This window comes from Pseudomonas gingeri (assembly GCF_013386165.1).
GTDB lineage: Bacteria > Pseudomonadota > Gammaproteobacteria > Pseudomonadales > Pseudomonadaceae > Aquipseudomonas > Aquipseudomonas gingeri_C.
On record NZ_JACAOS010000015.1, the window covers coordinates 14,999 to 29,334 of the forward strand.

Annotated in this window: 15 protein-coding genes and 1 pseudogene; 7 read left to right on the top strand and 9 right to left on the bottom strand. The window is 55.2% G+C overall.

Annotated features, from left to right (window positions below; genetic code table 11):
• Nucleotides 1-59: 59 nt before the first annotated feature.
• Entirely contained in the window at nt 60-815 is a 756-nt protein-coding gene (locus tag HX866_RS12655) for a helix-turn-helix domain-containing protein (RefSeq protein ID WP_177139858.1), read from the bottom strand.
• A 113-nt stretch (nt 816-928) separates the two neighbouring features.
• On the opposite strand from HX866_RS12655, the gene HX866_RS12660 reads away from it, so the two are divergent.
• Entirely contained in the window at nt 929-1,567 is a 639-nt protein-coding gene (locus HX866_RS12660; RefSeq protein WP_177125214.1) for a YebB family permuted papain-like enzyme, read from the top strand.
• A gap of 318 nt (nt 1,568-1,885) precedes the next feature.
• On the opposite strand, the gene pdxR is transcribed toward HX866_RS12660, so the two are convergent.
• Nucleotides 1,886-3,385, bottom strand: coding sequence for a MocR-like pyridoxine biosynthesis transcription factor PdxR (gene pdxR / locus HX866_RS12665; protein WP_177092162.1), 1,500 nt, complete (start codon nt 3,383-3,385; stop codon nt 1,886-1,888).
• Nucleotides 3,386-3,468: 83 nt separating this feature from the next.
• Here pdxR and HX866_RS12670 point away from each other — a divergent pair, with 83 nt between their 5' ends.
• From HX866_RS12670 to HX866_RS12690, 5 genes and pseudogenes are all read left to right on the top strand, one after another.
• Entirely contained in the window at nt 3,469-4,098 is a 630-nt protein-coding gene (locus HX866_RS12670) for an FMN-binding negative transcriptional regulator (RefSeq protein ID WP_177092163.1), read from the top strand.
• A gap of 79 nt (nt 4,099-4,177) precedes the next feature.
• Nucleotides 4,178-4,936, top strand: coding sequence for a sulfite exporter TauE/SafE family protein (locus HX866_RS12675; RefSeq protein ID WP_177092164.1), 759 nt, complete (start codon nt 4,178-4,180; stop codon nt 4,934-4,936).
• A gap of 596 nt (nt 4,937-5,532) precedes the next feature.
• Nucleotides 5,533-5,901 (top strand): annotated as a pseudogene (locus HX866_RS12680) (LysE family translocator); the annotation flags it as partial.
• Between the two features lie 127 nt (nt 5,902-6,028).
• Nucleotides 6,029-6,325 (top strand): hypothetical protein, encoded by a 297-nt coding sequence (locus tag HX866_RS12685; protein ID WP_177139860.1) that lies wholly within the window; start codon nt 6,029-6,031, stop codon nt 6,323-6,325.
• Between the two features lie 4 nt (nt 6,326-6,329).
• Nucleotides 6,330-6,797, top strand: a complete 468-nt coding sequence (locus tag HX866_RS12690) for a hypothetical protein (RefSeq protein WP_177139862.1) — start codon at nt 6,330-6,332, stop codon at nt 6,795-6,797.
• A gap of 320 nt (nt 6,798-7,117) precedes the next feature.
• On the opposite strand, the gene HX866_RS12695 is transcribed toward HX866_RS12690, so the two are convergent.
• Together HX866_RS12695 and HX866_RS12700 are read right to left on the bottom strand one after the other, a co-directional pair.
• Nucleotides 7,118-7,627, bottom strand: a complete 510-nt coding sequence (locus HX866_RS12695; protein WP_177139864.1) for a hypothetical protein — start codon at nt 7,625-7,627, stop codon at nt 7,118-7,120.
• Between the two features lie 49 nt (nt 7,628-7,676).
• A complete protein-coding gene (locus tag HX866_RS12700) occupies nt 7,677-8,492 on the bottom strand; it encodes a TIR domain-containing protein (RefSeq protein WP_177139866.1) in 816 nt (271 codons plus the stop codon).
• A 1,071-nt stretch (nt 8,493-9,563) separates the two neighbouring features.
• Here HX866_RS12700 and HX866_RS12705 point away from each other — a divergent pair.
• A complete protein-coding gene (locus HX866_RS12705) occupies nt 9,564-10,595 on the top strand; it encodes a glycosaminoglycan attachment site (RefSeq protein WP_177139868.1) in 1,032 nt (343 codons plus the stop codon).
• Nucleotides 10,596-10,646: 51 nt separating this feature from the next.
• Here the strand turns inward: HX866_RS12705 and HX866_RS12710 are convergent, their stop codons facing one another.
• The 5 genes from HX866_RS12710 to HX866_RS12730 all read right to left on the bottom strand — a co-directional run bounded on the left by HX866_RS12710 (nt 10,647) and on the right by HX866_RS12730 (nt 14,303).
• Nucleotides 10,647-11,444 carry a DNA adenine methylase gene (locus tag HX866_RS12710; RefSeq protein ID WP_177139870.1) on the bottom strand — a complete coding sequence of 266 codons (798 nt, stop codon included), beginning with the start codon at nt 11,442-11,444 and terminating at the stop codon, nt 10,647-10,649.
• 149 nt (nt 11,445-11,593) lie between these two features.
• The gene (locus tag HX866_RS12715; protein WP_371319251.1) at nt 11,594-12,121 is read right to left on the bottom strand and encodes a lysis protein; all 528 of its coding nucleotides are present in this window, start codon (nt 12,119-12,121) and stop codon (nt 11,594-11,596) included.
• On the bottom strand, nt 12,118-12,543 hold the full coding sequence (locus tag HX866_RS12720; protein WP_177139872.1) for a structural protein: 426 nt from the start codon (nt 12,541-12,543) through the stop codon (nt 12,118-12,120). Before HX866_RS12720 ends, HX866_RS12715 begins: the two co-directional genes overlap by 4 nt.
• 67 nt (nt 12,544-12,610) lie before the next feature.
• A complete protein-coding gene (locus HX866_RS12725) occupies nt 12,611-13,654 on the bottom strand; it encodes a phage late control D family protein (RefSeq protein ID WP_177139874.1) in 1,044 nt (347 codons plus the stop codon).
• Between the two features lie 64 nt (nt 13,655-13,718).
• Nucleotides 13,719-14,303, bottom strand: a complete 585-nt coding sequence (locus tag HX866_RS12730; RefSeq protein ID WP_177139875.1) for a hypothetical protein — start codon at nt 14,301-14,303, stop codon at nt 13,719-13,721.
• Between the last annotated feature and the right edge of the window lie 33 nt (nt 14,304-14,336).

Consider the following 14,336-nt stretch of genomic DNA (forward strand, 5'->3'; position numbering starts at 1 on the left):
TCAACTTTCGCGCCGTCTGGGAAGCCCCAAGGCATACAAATTTCTTTGAAAACAGCTACTTATTCCTGAGCGTGGCCCGGCACCGGCCGTTTCAGCTTTCTGAATGCCTGCGGCTCCCATACCCGCATGGCCAGCAGGAGCGCCGTGCCGCGCTTCTCGGACAAGGGAGCACTCAAGGATTCGGCGTGAAGATCCGCCAGTTTGCGACGTAATCGGTGCATTTCAACCTGCAACTGGGCATAGGCAGGCTGGGTTAACATGCCATGGGCAAAGTCCAGGGTTTCGTCAGGCGCGCCAAACCGACTGCCCATGAAATCGGGCAACCCCTGCTGCACAAAGAACTGCCGAATCGGACCGTCCGGCAGCCAGTCAAAGTCTCGCGCCACCAGCAGCCTGATGCGGTTGCCTGGCTTCAGGTCCACCAGTCCCATCCGTTCCAACACCAGCAGGTGCTTGATGCACTCGGCTTTCGACAGGCGATAGGCCGACACCATGTCTTCCAGCGACCAGTGATTCAGCGCACACACGACCACCAGCAACAACTTCTCATTCGAGACAAGCTGCGCCTCCTGCTCACGCGTCAGCATTTGCAGGCGCGGCGCCGACGACTCGGCCTCCTGAAGCAATTGCGCCATCGTCAGCCCCAGCAGATCACAGAACTGGGCGAGGCGTTCGACCGTCAGCCGCCCACTGGCCAGCAGGCGCTTCACGCTGGGCTCTGAAAGGTCCAGGGCTTGTGCAACGTCGCGATAGGTCATTCCCGCTGACTTGAGGCGCTGCTTGATTGTCGCGATGAGCTGGGTAATGGCGGCCATAAAGTATTGGAATCCGATACTGAAGGTATCAGCATAAGGAAATAAAAAGGATAAAGGTGTGAAAGATGCACCCTCCTCCCATACTGGCCCTTCACAAGAACAGGGAGACCAGCATGTCCATAAACAGTGGGATGAACAGCGTCATACGTTCGCAGGGCGCGCACAAAAACTCACGTGTCGCATTGCCAGTGGCTGGGCCAACGGTTGGCGATGTACAAGTCGGCGACCTGGTTTTCATCCGCGTCACCGCCCGTCCCTTCCTAGAAGTCTCCAACGCCACGAACTCATGGACCAACCACGTGGGCGTCGTCGTCGACAACCGTGATGATGACCCCCTGATTGCCGAGAGCACCTTTCCTTTTGCCCGAACCACGCCGATGACCCGCTTCCTGGAACGTTCCGAGCACGGACGCTGTGCAGTCGCGAGACTGACCACGCCGCTCGACGACCGGCATCGCAGCCTGCTGGCGGCTGCGGCGGATCGCCGGATGGGGACCTTCTACGACACCGGTTTCAACATCAGCTCGCGGCGCCAGTTCTGTTCTCGTTTTGTTCGTGAAGTCATCCAGGAAGCGACAGACATTCAGCTCGGCGACGTAGAGACCTTCGCCACGTTACTGCAAGACAATCCCGATCCGAAGCTCGCGTTCTGGCGCGTCTGGTATTTCGGCAGGATTCCCTGGCAGCGACGCACCGTCACGCCGGCGAGCGTGCTGAGAAGTCCGCATTTGCGCGTTATTTTTGACGTATAAGAAAAATACCCAGGCAACAAGGCAACTTCTACTGCACGGAATGGACAAGACAATATGCTTCGCTTCATCTTGATCACCCTCTGTGCGTTAGTGCTTCCAGGATGTGTTGACGTTACTGCGGTATCAGGAGAACGCGGTGAAACTCCATACCTGGAATCCAAAGCCAAGATTCAAGAAACAATGGGAGCGCCTTACCGCATAGCGCGAGGTGAAGATGGCAAAGAGTCCTGACATTACCGCAATGGTCTGAAGTGGAGAGGCATCGTTGTTTTCCTAGGTGCTCAGTCTCGAAGAGTCATGGTGCACGGGACCAGACACTCAACCATCCCGGGTTCCAGACTCACCCATAAAGTCCCGAATCACCCGGCCGAGAATACCAATCCCCTCATGAATCGCCTGCGTCGTCAGGCCCGCATACCCCAAGATGAGTCCCGCAGGTCTCTCGTACGCTGTCGACGCCTGGTCGGCAAACAGCGGCGAGAGCGGATAAACACCGACCCCACGCTCAAGCGACGCTGCCTGCAGCCGGTGCTCATCCTGAGCACGAAGTGCCGGCATCAGAAACACGCCATGCAGACCCGCAGCCATGCCAACCAGTTGCCCGCATCCCTCCAGATACAACTCAACGGCCTCCAGCAGCGCTCGTCGCCGCCGCTCGTTCTCCCGACGCAGGCGGCGCACGTGGCGCTCATAGGTGCCACTTTCGATCAACGAAGCGAGCACGTTTTGCTCCCAGCGCGCGGAGTGACGATCCGTCAGTCGCTTGGCCTCTCGGAAAACCTCGATCAGCTCCGACGGAAGCACCAGATACCCCAGCCTGAGTTGCGGCGAAAGCGCCTTGGAGAAGGTTCCGACGTAGATCACGCGGGCCTCGGCATCCATCGATTGCAGGGCGTCAATGGGACGCTGACCATAACGAAACTCGCCGCCGTAATCATCCTCGATGATCCAGGCGCGATGCCGACTCGCCCATCTCAGCAGTTCCAGGCGACGAGCGATGGGGAGCACTGCGCCCATGGGAAACTGGTGCGACGGCGTCACATAGGCCAACCGCACGCGATCATCGTCCGGTAGCACGCGGGTATCCAATCCAGAGACGTCGACAGGTATGGGCAACGCCGTCGCGCCCGTGGCCTCGAAGCAATACCTGGCCATGCGGTAGCCCGGCTCCTCGAAGACGAAGGCATCCCCCGGATTCAACAGAAGCCGGGCACACAGATCAAGTCCTTGCTGTGAGCCATGCACGACGAGAATCTGTTCCACATCGCACACCAGGCCTCGTGCGCGTCGCAGATAACCCTGTAGCGCGCCGCGCAGGCCCTCCTCCCCTTCGGGCTGGCCGTAATAGAGATTTGGCTGACGCTTGACCAACTCGGCGCGATAGGCACGCTGCCAACCCAGCGCCGGAAAATCCCTCGAAGCGACCGAGCCGTACTTGAAATCGATGCGGGCCAGCGCAGACGCCACGCTGTAGGGTTTCAGACTGGCAACACGCTGCCCGTAAAGGGAAAGCGCAGGCGGCAGTGGTTCGCGCAGCGCCAGGTCCGCCTTGACCTGCCCGGGCTGGACACTCCCTACGCTCGCGACCCTCGCGGCCTTTCCCGCCGCAGTCACGACAAAACCCTCGGCGGCCAGTTGCTCGTAGGCCGCAGTCACAGTGGTACGTGACACACCGAGTTCAGTGGCCATGACCCGCGTCGACACCAGCTTCGCGCCTGCCGCAAGCGTGCCATCTTCTATCTGCGCGCGCAGCTTGGCGTAGAGCCGACGTTCCGTACCTCGGGTGGACGGATTCGAGCGGGTTGAAAACTGGTCCATGGAAAAACCTCAAAACTGGCACTTTTTATTGTGCAGGTCATGATCGAGATTATGGGCTCTCCCCCATCCGAAATGAACGCCCCATGTATATTCCCGAACACTTTGCAGAGCGCCGCCCCGAACAACTGCACAGAATCATCCGTGACCATCCCCTGGGTATTCTCGTGACGCTGGGGGAAACCGGCATGGACACAGACCACATCCCCTTTGACTTTGACCCTCACCAAGGCGCCCACGGACTACTGACCGCCCACGTGGCTCGTGCAAACCCGGTGTGGCAGCGCAACCCCGACGGCAAGCCGGTCATGGTCATTTTCCGCGGCGCAGATGCCTACGTCTCGCCCAACGGCTATGCATCCAAACACGAAACGCACCGCCAGGTTCCTACGTGGAATTACGAAGTGGTACAGGTGCATGGCGTCATGCGCGTGATGCAGGAAGAAAAACTCCTGCGCCGCACGCTGGCACTGCTGACGCGCCACCACGAATCCAGTGAAAGCAGGCCCTGGAGGATGGGCGATGCACCGCGGGAATATCTGGATGAAATGGTGTCGAAAATCGTCGGCATCGAAATCGAACTTCAACGCCTCGAATGCAAACGCAAGCTCAACCAGAACAAGGAAACACGCGACCGCCTGTCCGCGATCTCGCACCTTCGCGAACGTGGTCACGAGGCCCTTGCATCAGTCATGCAAGAGCCCTTTGGGCTATGACGACTGCCGCCATTTCCGCCCCTTACCTCGCCTCACGGCGGAAGTTTTCTCAAATCATCCGGCAGAAGGAGACAACACCTTGGAACTGACTACCACCACACTCCTTGTCACCTTCGCCGGAGTGTTCCTGATCTGCTTCATGAAGGGCGCGTTCGGTGGTGGCTTTGCCATTGTCGGCATCCCGCTCCTGTCGCTGGTAATGGACCCGATCACCGCCGGCGGCCTGCTTGCGCCCTTGTTTATCGCAATGGACTTGTTCGGCCTGCGCTACTGGAAGCCATCCACCTGGTCAAAGCCGGACCTTAACCTGCTGGTGCCCGGCCTTGTCGTCGGAATCGGCGTCGGCTATCTGCTCTTCCGCATCATGGACCACCGTGCGATCGGCATTGTGATGGCCGTGGTGACGCTGATTTTTGTCGGCCTCTGGTTCAAGGCCGGCGGGGAAGTCAGGGTACAGCCGCGCTCGTCGCCCAAGGCGGTGGTTGCAGGACTCACATCAGGCATCACGACCATGGTCGCGCACTCAGGCGGTCCACCCCTGGCGATCTATCTGCTGCCGCTCGGCCTGAGCAAGCAAGTCTATGCCGGCACGACCAGCATGTTCTTTACCGTGGGCAACCTGCTCAAGGCCGTGCCCTGGCTGATCCTCGCCAGACCCACAGGCAACGTGTTGAGCCTGACATTGATCTGCCTGCTCGCCGTTCCCAGTGGGGTATGGCTTGGCTGGCGACTGCACGCAAGACTGGACCAGCGCCAGATGTATCGCGCCTGCTACGGCCTGCTGGTCGTCACCGCCATGAAGCTGCTATGGGATGGCGTCTACGGCTATATCAGCTGAAATCTGGCTGGGGAAAAGGGGCAGTCAGCGGGACTGCACACTGGGATTTGCCAGGAAATCCCAGTCAAGAGAATAGGGAACTGTCCTGCCTGGTTGAAAAAACAGCCAGACGATTGGACTTGTCTGCGAAGTTTTTTGTGGCCTCAAGGGCCTCTTCGCGGGCAGGTCTGAATACCAGTCAGTTAAGAACAATCTCAAGCCTGGCTGAAATTTGTGGCGAGCGGGCTTGCCCGCGCTGGGCTGCGAAGCGGCCCTGAAACCGGTGATTGCGGTGTGTCAGGTAGAACACGATGATCGGTTTTACGGCTGCTACGCAGCCGAGCGCGGGCAAGCCCGCTCGCCACAAAATCGCGCTCGACCTCAAGCGGCCTTAACTGATGGGGATATTAGGGCAAGCCCTGCTGACAAGGTCCGTGTCGGGACACAATCCTGCGTGCGGCACAAAGCGCCTGTAGAGGCCGGATTTATTGCCGTTACCCAACTTTGTACGGTACAGCTGCGTGACAAGTATCAGGTACAGCGTCCGGCGATCTGGCGCTGGGCCAATACTTGTCGCTATTGTCTAATTCCCCCGCCTCTCGATTCTGGAGCCCGCCATGAACCTGTCGACCCTGATCCTTTTTCTCCCGGCATGCTTCGCCCTGAACATGGCCCCCGGTCCGAACAACCTGCTCTCAGTCAGCAACTCGACGCGCTACGGCTTTCGCACCTCGTGCCTGGCAGGCCTGGGCCGCTTGGTAGCCTTTGCCGGCATGATCGCCCTGGCCTCGGCGGGCCTGGCGGTGGTACTACAAACCTCGGAACTGCTGTTCTACGGCATCAAGATCCTCGGCGCGGCCTATCTGATCTACCTCGCCATCCAACTCTGGCGCGCCAATCCCGAGGCCGGCACCCGCGCCCAAGGCGCCCCCGCCAGCCTGCGCGCCCTCGCCCGCCAGGAGTTTCTGGTGGCCGCCGGCAATCCAGATGATGGGGAATATAAATATTAGTCGCTAGCCATAAAGGACTAGCTTCGAGGAAGCTTCTACAAGCCTTTCAAAGCAAATCCGATAATGGCAGTATGTGGCTAGAGAAATTTTTAGGGACGGATGAATGATGGTAGATTTCGATAGGGCTATTGCTGTAGCAAGGGAACAGGTTGAGAGGTTGGTTCCAGGCGCAAAAGATATTACCCTTGAAGGGGTCTTAATTTCATCAGATAACAAGCTTTATGAAGTTACGTACAGCTACAATCTTGAAAGAATTCCTAACATCTCCAGATCACCCAAAGGTCTAACCAACATAGATGTACTAGCCAACCTAGTTGGAAAAAGAAGAGAGTACAAAGTGTTTCTTGTTGACTTTCAAAGCGGTCAATTCAGGGGCTTTAAACGATACAAGGAGGATTAATAATTTGGCTAGCCGAAAGCTAATCATAGACACCAATCTTTTTTTACTTTTGGTTATTGGCTCGATTGAAGAAAGAAGACACATTAAAAACTCCAATCGACTGAATAGCTATACATCCGATGATTTTGATGTACTTCTAGAAGTAATGAAAGCCCACAGTGAAATCTGCTTGACTCCGTACATAGCAGCCGAGGTTTCGAATTTAATTGATTTGAATGGAGATGCAAAACATAAAGCTTTCGACTTCGCAAAATATTATTTCTCAACATTTACTCAGATTAAAACCAACTTGAGAGTCGATACCGGCCTGAATGATTTCCTTCTGTATGGTCTTACTGATTGTTCACTAGCCTCGCTTTGCTCCGAATATAATATTGTAACCAATGACAATAAATTGCTACCGGCATTGTTCGCAGTGTCGCATGATAATGTTATTCCTTTTGAAGCTGCTAGGGCAGCTTACGGAAAATGATATTTTTCCGGTTTAGGCATGATTGGCGCTTGGGAAGAGGGTATATCTGTGGGTCGAAATTGGCTATTCAACTGTGGGGAAATCAAGCTAGGCACCAGCAAACCGGACGAATATCAATATAAACTCTCTCGACAACCCGCCTTCGGCCACTAAGAGAACTCAAGTGATGATGGGGTAAGCGATACCGTCAGGCTGGATGCAGACATGTTCGCGATGACACAGATAGCTGGGGTTACATCTTTCAGTTCAACGCCTTTAGTAGGAAGCCTATGAAGCTACCAAGATACGGATGAGTTTGCGAAAACAGTTGGGGATATCGCTCACAATCGATCATTCAGTCGCGACGAAAAAAAAACCTGGATATCTGGGCGAGTTTCCAGAGCAAAGGTCATCACAGCCAGTGCTTGGCCAAGAAGAGCGTCGTTTCTTTCAGAGCCCTCAACGAAATCCGCATGACCAGCCCCGCCATCTTGATACTTCGCGCCGTGTACGAGATTATTTCTCACTCGGCGAATCGCAAGAAAGAGATCAGCCGTACTATCCACTGCCCCCATATCTTTCCATCCAAGCATTCCATTGGCGAGCTTCACCTGTTTTTTGGGCGGATTGCCAACTAAAGCAGGAGCAATTCCTTGGGCAACGACATTGTTTAGGAACCCCGGGCCTAGGTCTCGGGAGAATCCGTCCCAGTCGGGAGCTACCCCATCGTCGTTGCCAATTGCATACGTTCCAGACCTCTTCAGCGCGCACTCGAATCTAGAGAAAACGACGAAGAAATCCATAGCCAGCTTCGGCAGCTCCGCCTCAAGTGCCTCTTCAATCAAGCTCATATTTCCCCCAGGATGCGACCTAATTGAGATTGAGCAACTAAGCTCGCTGCTACCAATTCTTGATCGTATATCCACAAGCCTTAAGCTCTTTGACGATCTCTTTTTGCCACGCCCCGGCCTGGTCCAGAGGTACATAGACCACACCACTGATGTCGTTCGGTGTCTCAATTTTGCCTTTGACTAAGGCGCATACGTTTTCCCTGCCGAGCTTAGCCATCAGATAACCATGCTCAAAAACGACATTCTGCCGAGCTCGGTCCTTCGGGTTTTCTTTCTGCTCGTGATATCCCCGCCCCTGATCGCAGGGCGTGTACAGCACCAGAGCAAAGTCCGCTTCGTTGGTATAACGCTCAATCTTTTCGATGATCGTCAGACCAGCGTTGGCCTGTTCATGCAGGATTATTGCCTCTAAACCGAGATTGTCGATGAACCGACTTACCTCGTACTTAGCAAGGTCATCCCTCCCATGCACGATGAACACCTTTCGTTTGTTCCTTGCGACGACCGGGACTGACGATGACCATGTGGTTGCGTGCACGGGCTTCGCGGCTTGTACCGGAGGAAAGCCTTCGTACCCTGACAGATTCAGCGAATCTAGTAAGGGAGTGAACTGTTCAGACAGATAGGTTCTGCGCTCAGCATAGGTTGGGAATTTTTGCTTGATCCAGGTCCAAAACGAATCCAAGCTTCCGTGCTGTTTAACAAACGACGGAAGTCGATGCCCAATTTCTGAGTCAGTTAAGAGCTGATGCCTCAGTTGGAGATAATCTGTTGGGTCCGCCGCATTCCCAGTAGCACGTGCGGACAGAAGGTTTTGCAAATAGACAACCTTGTCGAAGTGGCTCTCCAAAAATTTTATACTCATCAAACAGATTCCGTTCTCGCGATTAAGTGACAAGACTGTTGGGTGGAACGAACGCACCAAAAGTTACCAATTTGCCACAACCCTGTCCACCTGATCGGCAATGACATCAGCTTCGGCGTCAAAAGCGGCCACCGAAGTCTAGGCACAAAAGAGTTAGTAGTGAGGTCATGCTGGGCACCAGCACCCCTAACAACTCAGCCTTGCCCCGGCTAATCCCGGCCATCAAAGCGAATAAACTGACAGCTCGTCGGCACGAATCGAAATTTCTTACGCACGCAACCACTGTATGCACAAACAGAAATCTTGAATACCTAACCTCATGATCACCCCCGATCCAAATCCGAGTGGCTAAACCACTGGCGCAAGCTCCTGGACGATCACGAATTTCGGATGCTCTGTCCGGAGGCGCACCGTAACACCTGTCTAACCCTCAGTAAGGAAATGCTCAAGGCGCAGATCATCAACCTGGACCAGCGGCTGGAAATGGACGAACTTGCCAACGCCGCGTAATGGCATGCCGTCGAGACCCTCATTGATTCTAAGCCTAACTTTCTGCCCCGGGGTCCTATGACGTTGTGCCCACGCAAGGAGGCCCATCCATTGGCAAGCTCATCAGCAGGATTTATTACCCGGCTGCAGTCTCCGACTCCCATGGACAGTGGGCAGCTCAAGTGGTCGACGCGAAGGAAGGGCGTCGGCTGGTGTTTCGCATCAGCGCCGATGTATGGGCAATGGACGGACTGACGCTTACGAAGCCTGACGGCAGCACCTATGACTTAGTGCTGACTGGCAAGCGCATCCAAGGAAAGGGATACTCGATTATAGGTGATCCGGGCACCTATCGAGCGCTTGCCGAGATCGCCCAGATAGCTCTGGAAAATCATGACTTCAGTGCCTACCAACGAGCACGCCCACTACTGACTGCAGCCGCGTTCACAAAATGCATATCATGCACGGACCACTTTGCGCTACGCGAATAATGTCCAATGTGCCGTGGACAAGGCTTTGTCGCAAAAAACCACGCAGGAGCTACAGTTAACATTCCAAATAAATGTTAAAGGAGTGACATAAATGGCGATAGACATTTTCAATAGCAAAACAGCCCCAGAAAAACAACACCTCATTTATAAGATGCTCATGGAGGATAGATTTAAGCCCGAGCAAGAAGTTCTTAAACACTGGGCTGATGGTTTTGAAGATCGCGATGGGAAATTCATAATCGAATTTCAAACAACCTTCGAATCATCATTTTGGGAGCTGTATTTGTACGCTGTGCTAAAAGAGCTAGGCTGCACAACTGACATGCAGTACCACACACCTGACTTTGTAGTAGAGGGTCCTTTTCCATTTGGGCTTGAAGCAGCCATTGCAAGACCAGAAGAAAAAACTGGAAAACCCGCTTTTGGGTACTCCCGAGAAGATCTACCTGATGACTTTACAGATTTCAATATCCAATCAACCTTGAGGATTTGCAATAGTTTCGATTCAAAGATAAAGCGATACCGAAACTACTATTCCAACCTCCCACACATGCAGCACAGACCATACATCATAGCAATTGCATCCTTTGATCGGCCCGCCGCCCATCTAGCGTCTACGCGACCAATACTAGCAGCGCTATACGGTCTCTATCATGACGAGGCCGCAACAAATATAAATGACGAGAGCGTAGTAAGTTACAACGTATACAGCGCACCGAAAACTGAAAAAACAAATATTCCTGTCGGGTTATTTTGTGACAACTCTTACCCTGAAGTATCTGCCGTTATTTATAGCTGTCTAGCCACCTGGGGAAAAGTCCGGGCTCTAGCCGACAACCCAGACGCCCAAACAACCTACACAACCTTTCATCCAAACGAGAACAGCATAACACCCACAATCAAAAGAACACTAAAAATCAACTATACCGAACACCTAATGGACGGACTTTTTATTCTTCACAACCCATATGCAACGAACCCCATACCCAAGGGGGTACTATCCCACCCAAGAGTATGCGAAATTAACGTTGCGCCAGACGGAGAACTACTAATTGATTCCCCAGAAGATTTTTTGCTAATAAGAATGCTGAATTCTTCCTATACCAAAAAGACCAAAGAATAGCCCCATTCATCCTGACAAACACCATCGTTTAAATATTATTAATTCCATTCTCTAAAACAAGAGCCCGTCCAAGCCGGAGGGCTCCCAGTTCATAATCACCAGCTCACCCGTCACCTCGGCCTTTCCCTGCCGCTGATTCGTCGTGGTGTACCGAATATCCAGCGTCTCGAAGTGAAGGCCCTCGAACACACGCCGAATGTCCGGGTGATCGTTAATGCTGACCATGACCTTGCCCTTACAGCGCCGCATGAAGTCGGCCATGCGCTCATAGTTCTCGAATGGGAAGTCGACACCATAGCCGGCGGTCTGCCAGTAAGGTGGGTCCATGTAGTGGAACGTATGCGCACGGTCGTATCGATCGGCGCAGTCAAGCCAGGGTAGATTTTCGACGTAGGTACCGGACAGGCGCTGCCAGGCGGCCGAGAGGTTTTCCTCGATACGCAGCAGGTTGATAGCCGGGCCAGTGGTTGCGGTGCCAAACGTCTGCCCTGTGACCTTGCCGGCGAAGGCATGGTGCTGCAGGTAGAAGAATCGGGCGGCACGCTGAATGTCGGTGAGAGTTTCGGGGCGGGTCATCTTCTGCCACTCGAACACCTGGCGAGAACTGAGCGCCCATTTGAACTGGCGTACGAATTCTTCGAGGTGGTTCTGCACGACGCGATACAGCGTCACCAGGTCGCCGTTGATGTCGTTGAGGACTTCAACCGGCGCCGCCTGGGGGCGCATGAAGTAGAGCGCGGCACCGCCGGCAAAGACTTCGACGTAACACTCGTGGGGTGGGAAGAGAGGGATAAGGCGGTCGGCCAGGCGGCGTTTGCCGCCCATCCAAGGAATGATGGGTGTAGACATTATAAGCAAGACCTTTACTGTATGGATAAACAGGTGCTAGGCTCGCTCCGCTTTGTGCACGAAGCAGGAGCCTTGGCTGGACTTGCAGGGACAATCTGCGAGGACGGCGGCCGCCCTGGATGTTGACGCATCCAGGGCAGCCGCTTCTTTTACTTCGGTGTAGAGACTTCTTTTGCGTAGGCTTGGCACGCTGCCAATGCGATCAATCCCTGATCGCCGTCGCCGGTGATCCCGACAATTCGTTGAGCATGCGCTGGGTCAAGTCGGGCACGTACGCTTCCATGAACCATGCCGCCGGCGGCGGCGGTGGTTGGCACTGCGCGGCAACTGGCTGGATCCGTGGTGTCGAGTAGGACTGACAGCCGCAGATCAGAAGTAGCAAGGCGATCACGCAGGAGTGCCTGAGCTTTTTGTGCATCGGTCAGTTCCTTGTGGTGGGTTTGTTCGGCAGCCGATAGGCGCAGCTCCAGGGCTTGGCGCGCCTCTCGATCCGCCAGCAATCGTGCGTTGGCAGCACGGGTGATGACGTCCAGGTCGGACTGGTGCAGGTTGCGCAGACCGGACAGTTGCAGTTCATAGCTGTTGGACTGCCATATCCAAGCCACCGATGCGCTGCCCAACATCATCAACAGAACCACCAGCAGCTCAATGGTCAGCTTCCAGGCAGCGGGACTCACAACAGCGCCCTGCGCACACCTTCCACCAATACCGCGTCCGGATAAGCAAACCCGGCGTTCTCATGATGGATGATCGCCTTGACGAACCCCTGCATTACCGCAGGCCTGGTCAGATCAATCTCGGCACCAGGCTTGGTCGAGGTATTCGCTTCGACGGCCCGCACATAGGCGGCGGTGTCGTTCTCAGTAGAAGGAGCCCACCGGCTGATGATGCCCTTCACCGTCTTGAGGCCATGTTTGCGCTGGTAGGTTAGCAGCACCTTGCCCAGCGCACGGATACCGTTCTCTGCCGCGTCGAAGCGGGCAAACCGCTTCTCGATAGCTGGGTCGGGCTTGAGCTGCCCCTGCCAGTCGTTGGACGGGCTGTAGTCGATGTTTCCGGGATTTCGGTTGCGTACTCCACGCGTTTCGAGTGCGGTCATACATTTCTCCAGACGAAAAAAAACCGCTGAATAGCGGCTGGGTGGGTTGGCACGGGATAGCGGTAATTCAGAGATCCAAAACTTTGACTTCCTTGTCCTTCTTCTTTTTCTTGCCCTTGGCTTTGGCCTTGCCCTTCTTGCCGCCGTTGCATTCGACGGCGGTCGACCAGCCGGATTGGGTGAAGACCTGCTCGACCGAGTCGACCAGGAACTCGCCATCCAGGCCCTCCTTGAAGTCTCGAGCGTTGATCTGTCGCTCAGCGAACAGGTCTGTGCGGCCGGGCATTTCCAATCGCACGCCGGCAGTCGAGCGGTTGAAGGCCGCGAGCCGGGCCTTTGCCGCTGCTTCAGCTGCGGACTTGTTGGGATGGATGTGCCGGTCGGTATGGACCGAGGGCAGGCCATCCGGGGCGTCGTCGTTGCTCAGGGTCAAGGTGGCCAGCTCGCCGTCTTTCTTTTTCTTGTACTTGGTGCTGACCGCTTTCTGGGTTTTGTGATCGCCGATACGGAACTGCCAGCGGCTCACATCGCTCCGACGGATCGTGAGTGCCGGCAGATTCTTGCCACTGGCGGTCAGACCACTCTGGCGAGGCAGGACCAGCAGCTTGCCGTCCGCGATCTTGGCCGTGCAATCGTGGTCTTTCGCAAGCCGGGTGATGAAGTTGAAGTCCGACTCGTTCAACTGATCGGCACGGGGCACGACTTTGCTGACCGGACACTCGGGCTTCCAACCATTGCGAGCCGCGACGTCGGCGACGATGCGCGAGAGCGGGACATCTTCCCAACTACCGCTACGGGTGGTTTTGCCGCTGCCGCGCAGGTCACTGGCCCGACCACGAATGACCATCGTAGACGGCGGCCCAGACGACTCGACCTCATCGACGGTGTAACGTCCCAAGCGCGTCAAGGTCGAACCAGCGTAACCCAGGTAGACCTCGATCTTGGCCCCGCGCTTGGGTAGCGCAACAGCACCGTCTCGGTCATCAATGCGCAACTCGAACTCATCCGACTCCATGCCTGATTTGTCCAGGGTGCGCAATAACAGCAGTCGGTCATTGATCAGCGCCGAGATGTCGGCACCGTCAGCGACGATTCGGAAAGCTGGTTTCACAGTGATGAACTCCAAAAACGACGAAGCCCCGCATTTAGCGGGGCCTCAGGTGATGACAGAAATATTAGCGAGCGGCTTCAGCCCGCTGGCAAAAGATACGAACGTTGGTCGCATTACTGCCTGTAGCGCAATACTCAAGCGCTGCCTCCAGGCCGAACCTGCGGAAGGAAATATCTCGAGGCAGGTTTCCCGCATCCCAGAAGACCCATTTCGACCAATCGAGGGTTTGCAGGTCGCTCCAGTTATAGGTCAGGTAAAGGCCGTTTGAGTACGTCGTAGGACCGCCTGGCGTCGAAACAGGGATCTGCGCCTGAATAACGACAACAGATACCCCTTCAGGACGAGCCTCATGGATCGCAGTCAACGCATTCTGTGCAGACATAAGCACCCGCTTGGTCCAACCCTCACCATCGTGACTATCCCTCGGCCGATAAACGATGGTGAGCGCATCACCACCATCCCTGACCTCGACAAGTTCACGATCCGAGCGTTTGATTCGATGCTCCAGCAGTATCGAGGCTTTCTGCGCGGCCGTTGCACTGGCAGGATAATCCGGCTCACTCGGACCTCGGTCACTAATGTCCTTATATGCCCCGACTGCTAAACCGGCCGCCGCCAGTCCCAGGAATACCTTGGTTGTAGTCTTCAATCCCTTGCTCCATTTGAGGGTGATCGCGCATTT

Bases quoted from the DNA above. Each gene is read 5' to 3' on its own strand.
- HX866_RS12655 (WP_177139858.1), bottom strand. From the start codon at position 815: ATGGCCGCCATTACCCAGCTCATCGCGACAATCAAGCAGCGCCTCAAG.
- HX866_RS12695 (WP_177139864.1), bottom strand. From the start codon at position 7,627: ATGAGCTTGATTGAAGAGGCACTTGAGGCGGAGCTGCCGAAGCTGGCT.
- HX866_RS12720 (WP_177139872.1), bottom strand. From the start codon at position 12,543: ATGACCGCACTCGAAACGCGTGGAGTACGCAACCGAAATCCCGGAAAC.
- HX866_RS12685 (WP_177139860.1), top strand. From the start codon at position 6,029: ATGATGGTAGATTTCGATAGGGCTATTGCTGTAGCAAGGGAACAGGTT.
- HX866_RS12670 (WP_177092163.1), top strand. From the start codon at position 3,469: ATGTATATTCCCGAACACTTTGCAGAGCGCCGCCCCGAACAACTGCAC.
- HX866_RS12700 (WP_177139866.1), bottom strand. From the start codon at position 8,492: ATGAGTATAAAATTTTTGGAGAGCCACTTCGACAAGGTTGTCTATTTG.
- HX866_RS12710 (WP_177139870.1), bottom strand. From the start codon at position 11,444: ATGTCTACACCCATCATTCCTTGGATGGGCGGCAAACGCCGCCTGGCC.
- HX866_RS12660 (WP_177125214.1), top strand. From the start codon at position 929: ATGTCCATAAACAGTGGGATGAACAGCGTCATACGTTCGCAGGGCGCG.
- pdxR (WP_177092162.1), bottom strand. From the start codon at position 3,385: ATGGACCAGTTTTCAACCCGCTCGAATCCGTCCACCCGAGGTACGGAA.
- HX866_RS12705 (WP_177139868.1), top strand. From the start codon at position 9,564: ATGGCGATAGACATTTTCAATAGCAAAACAGCCCCAGAAAAACAACAC.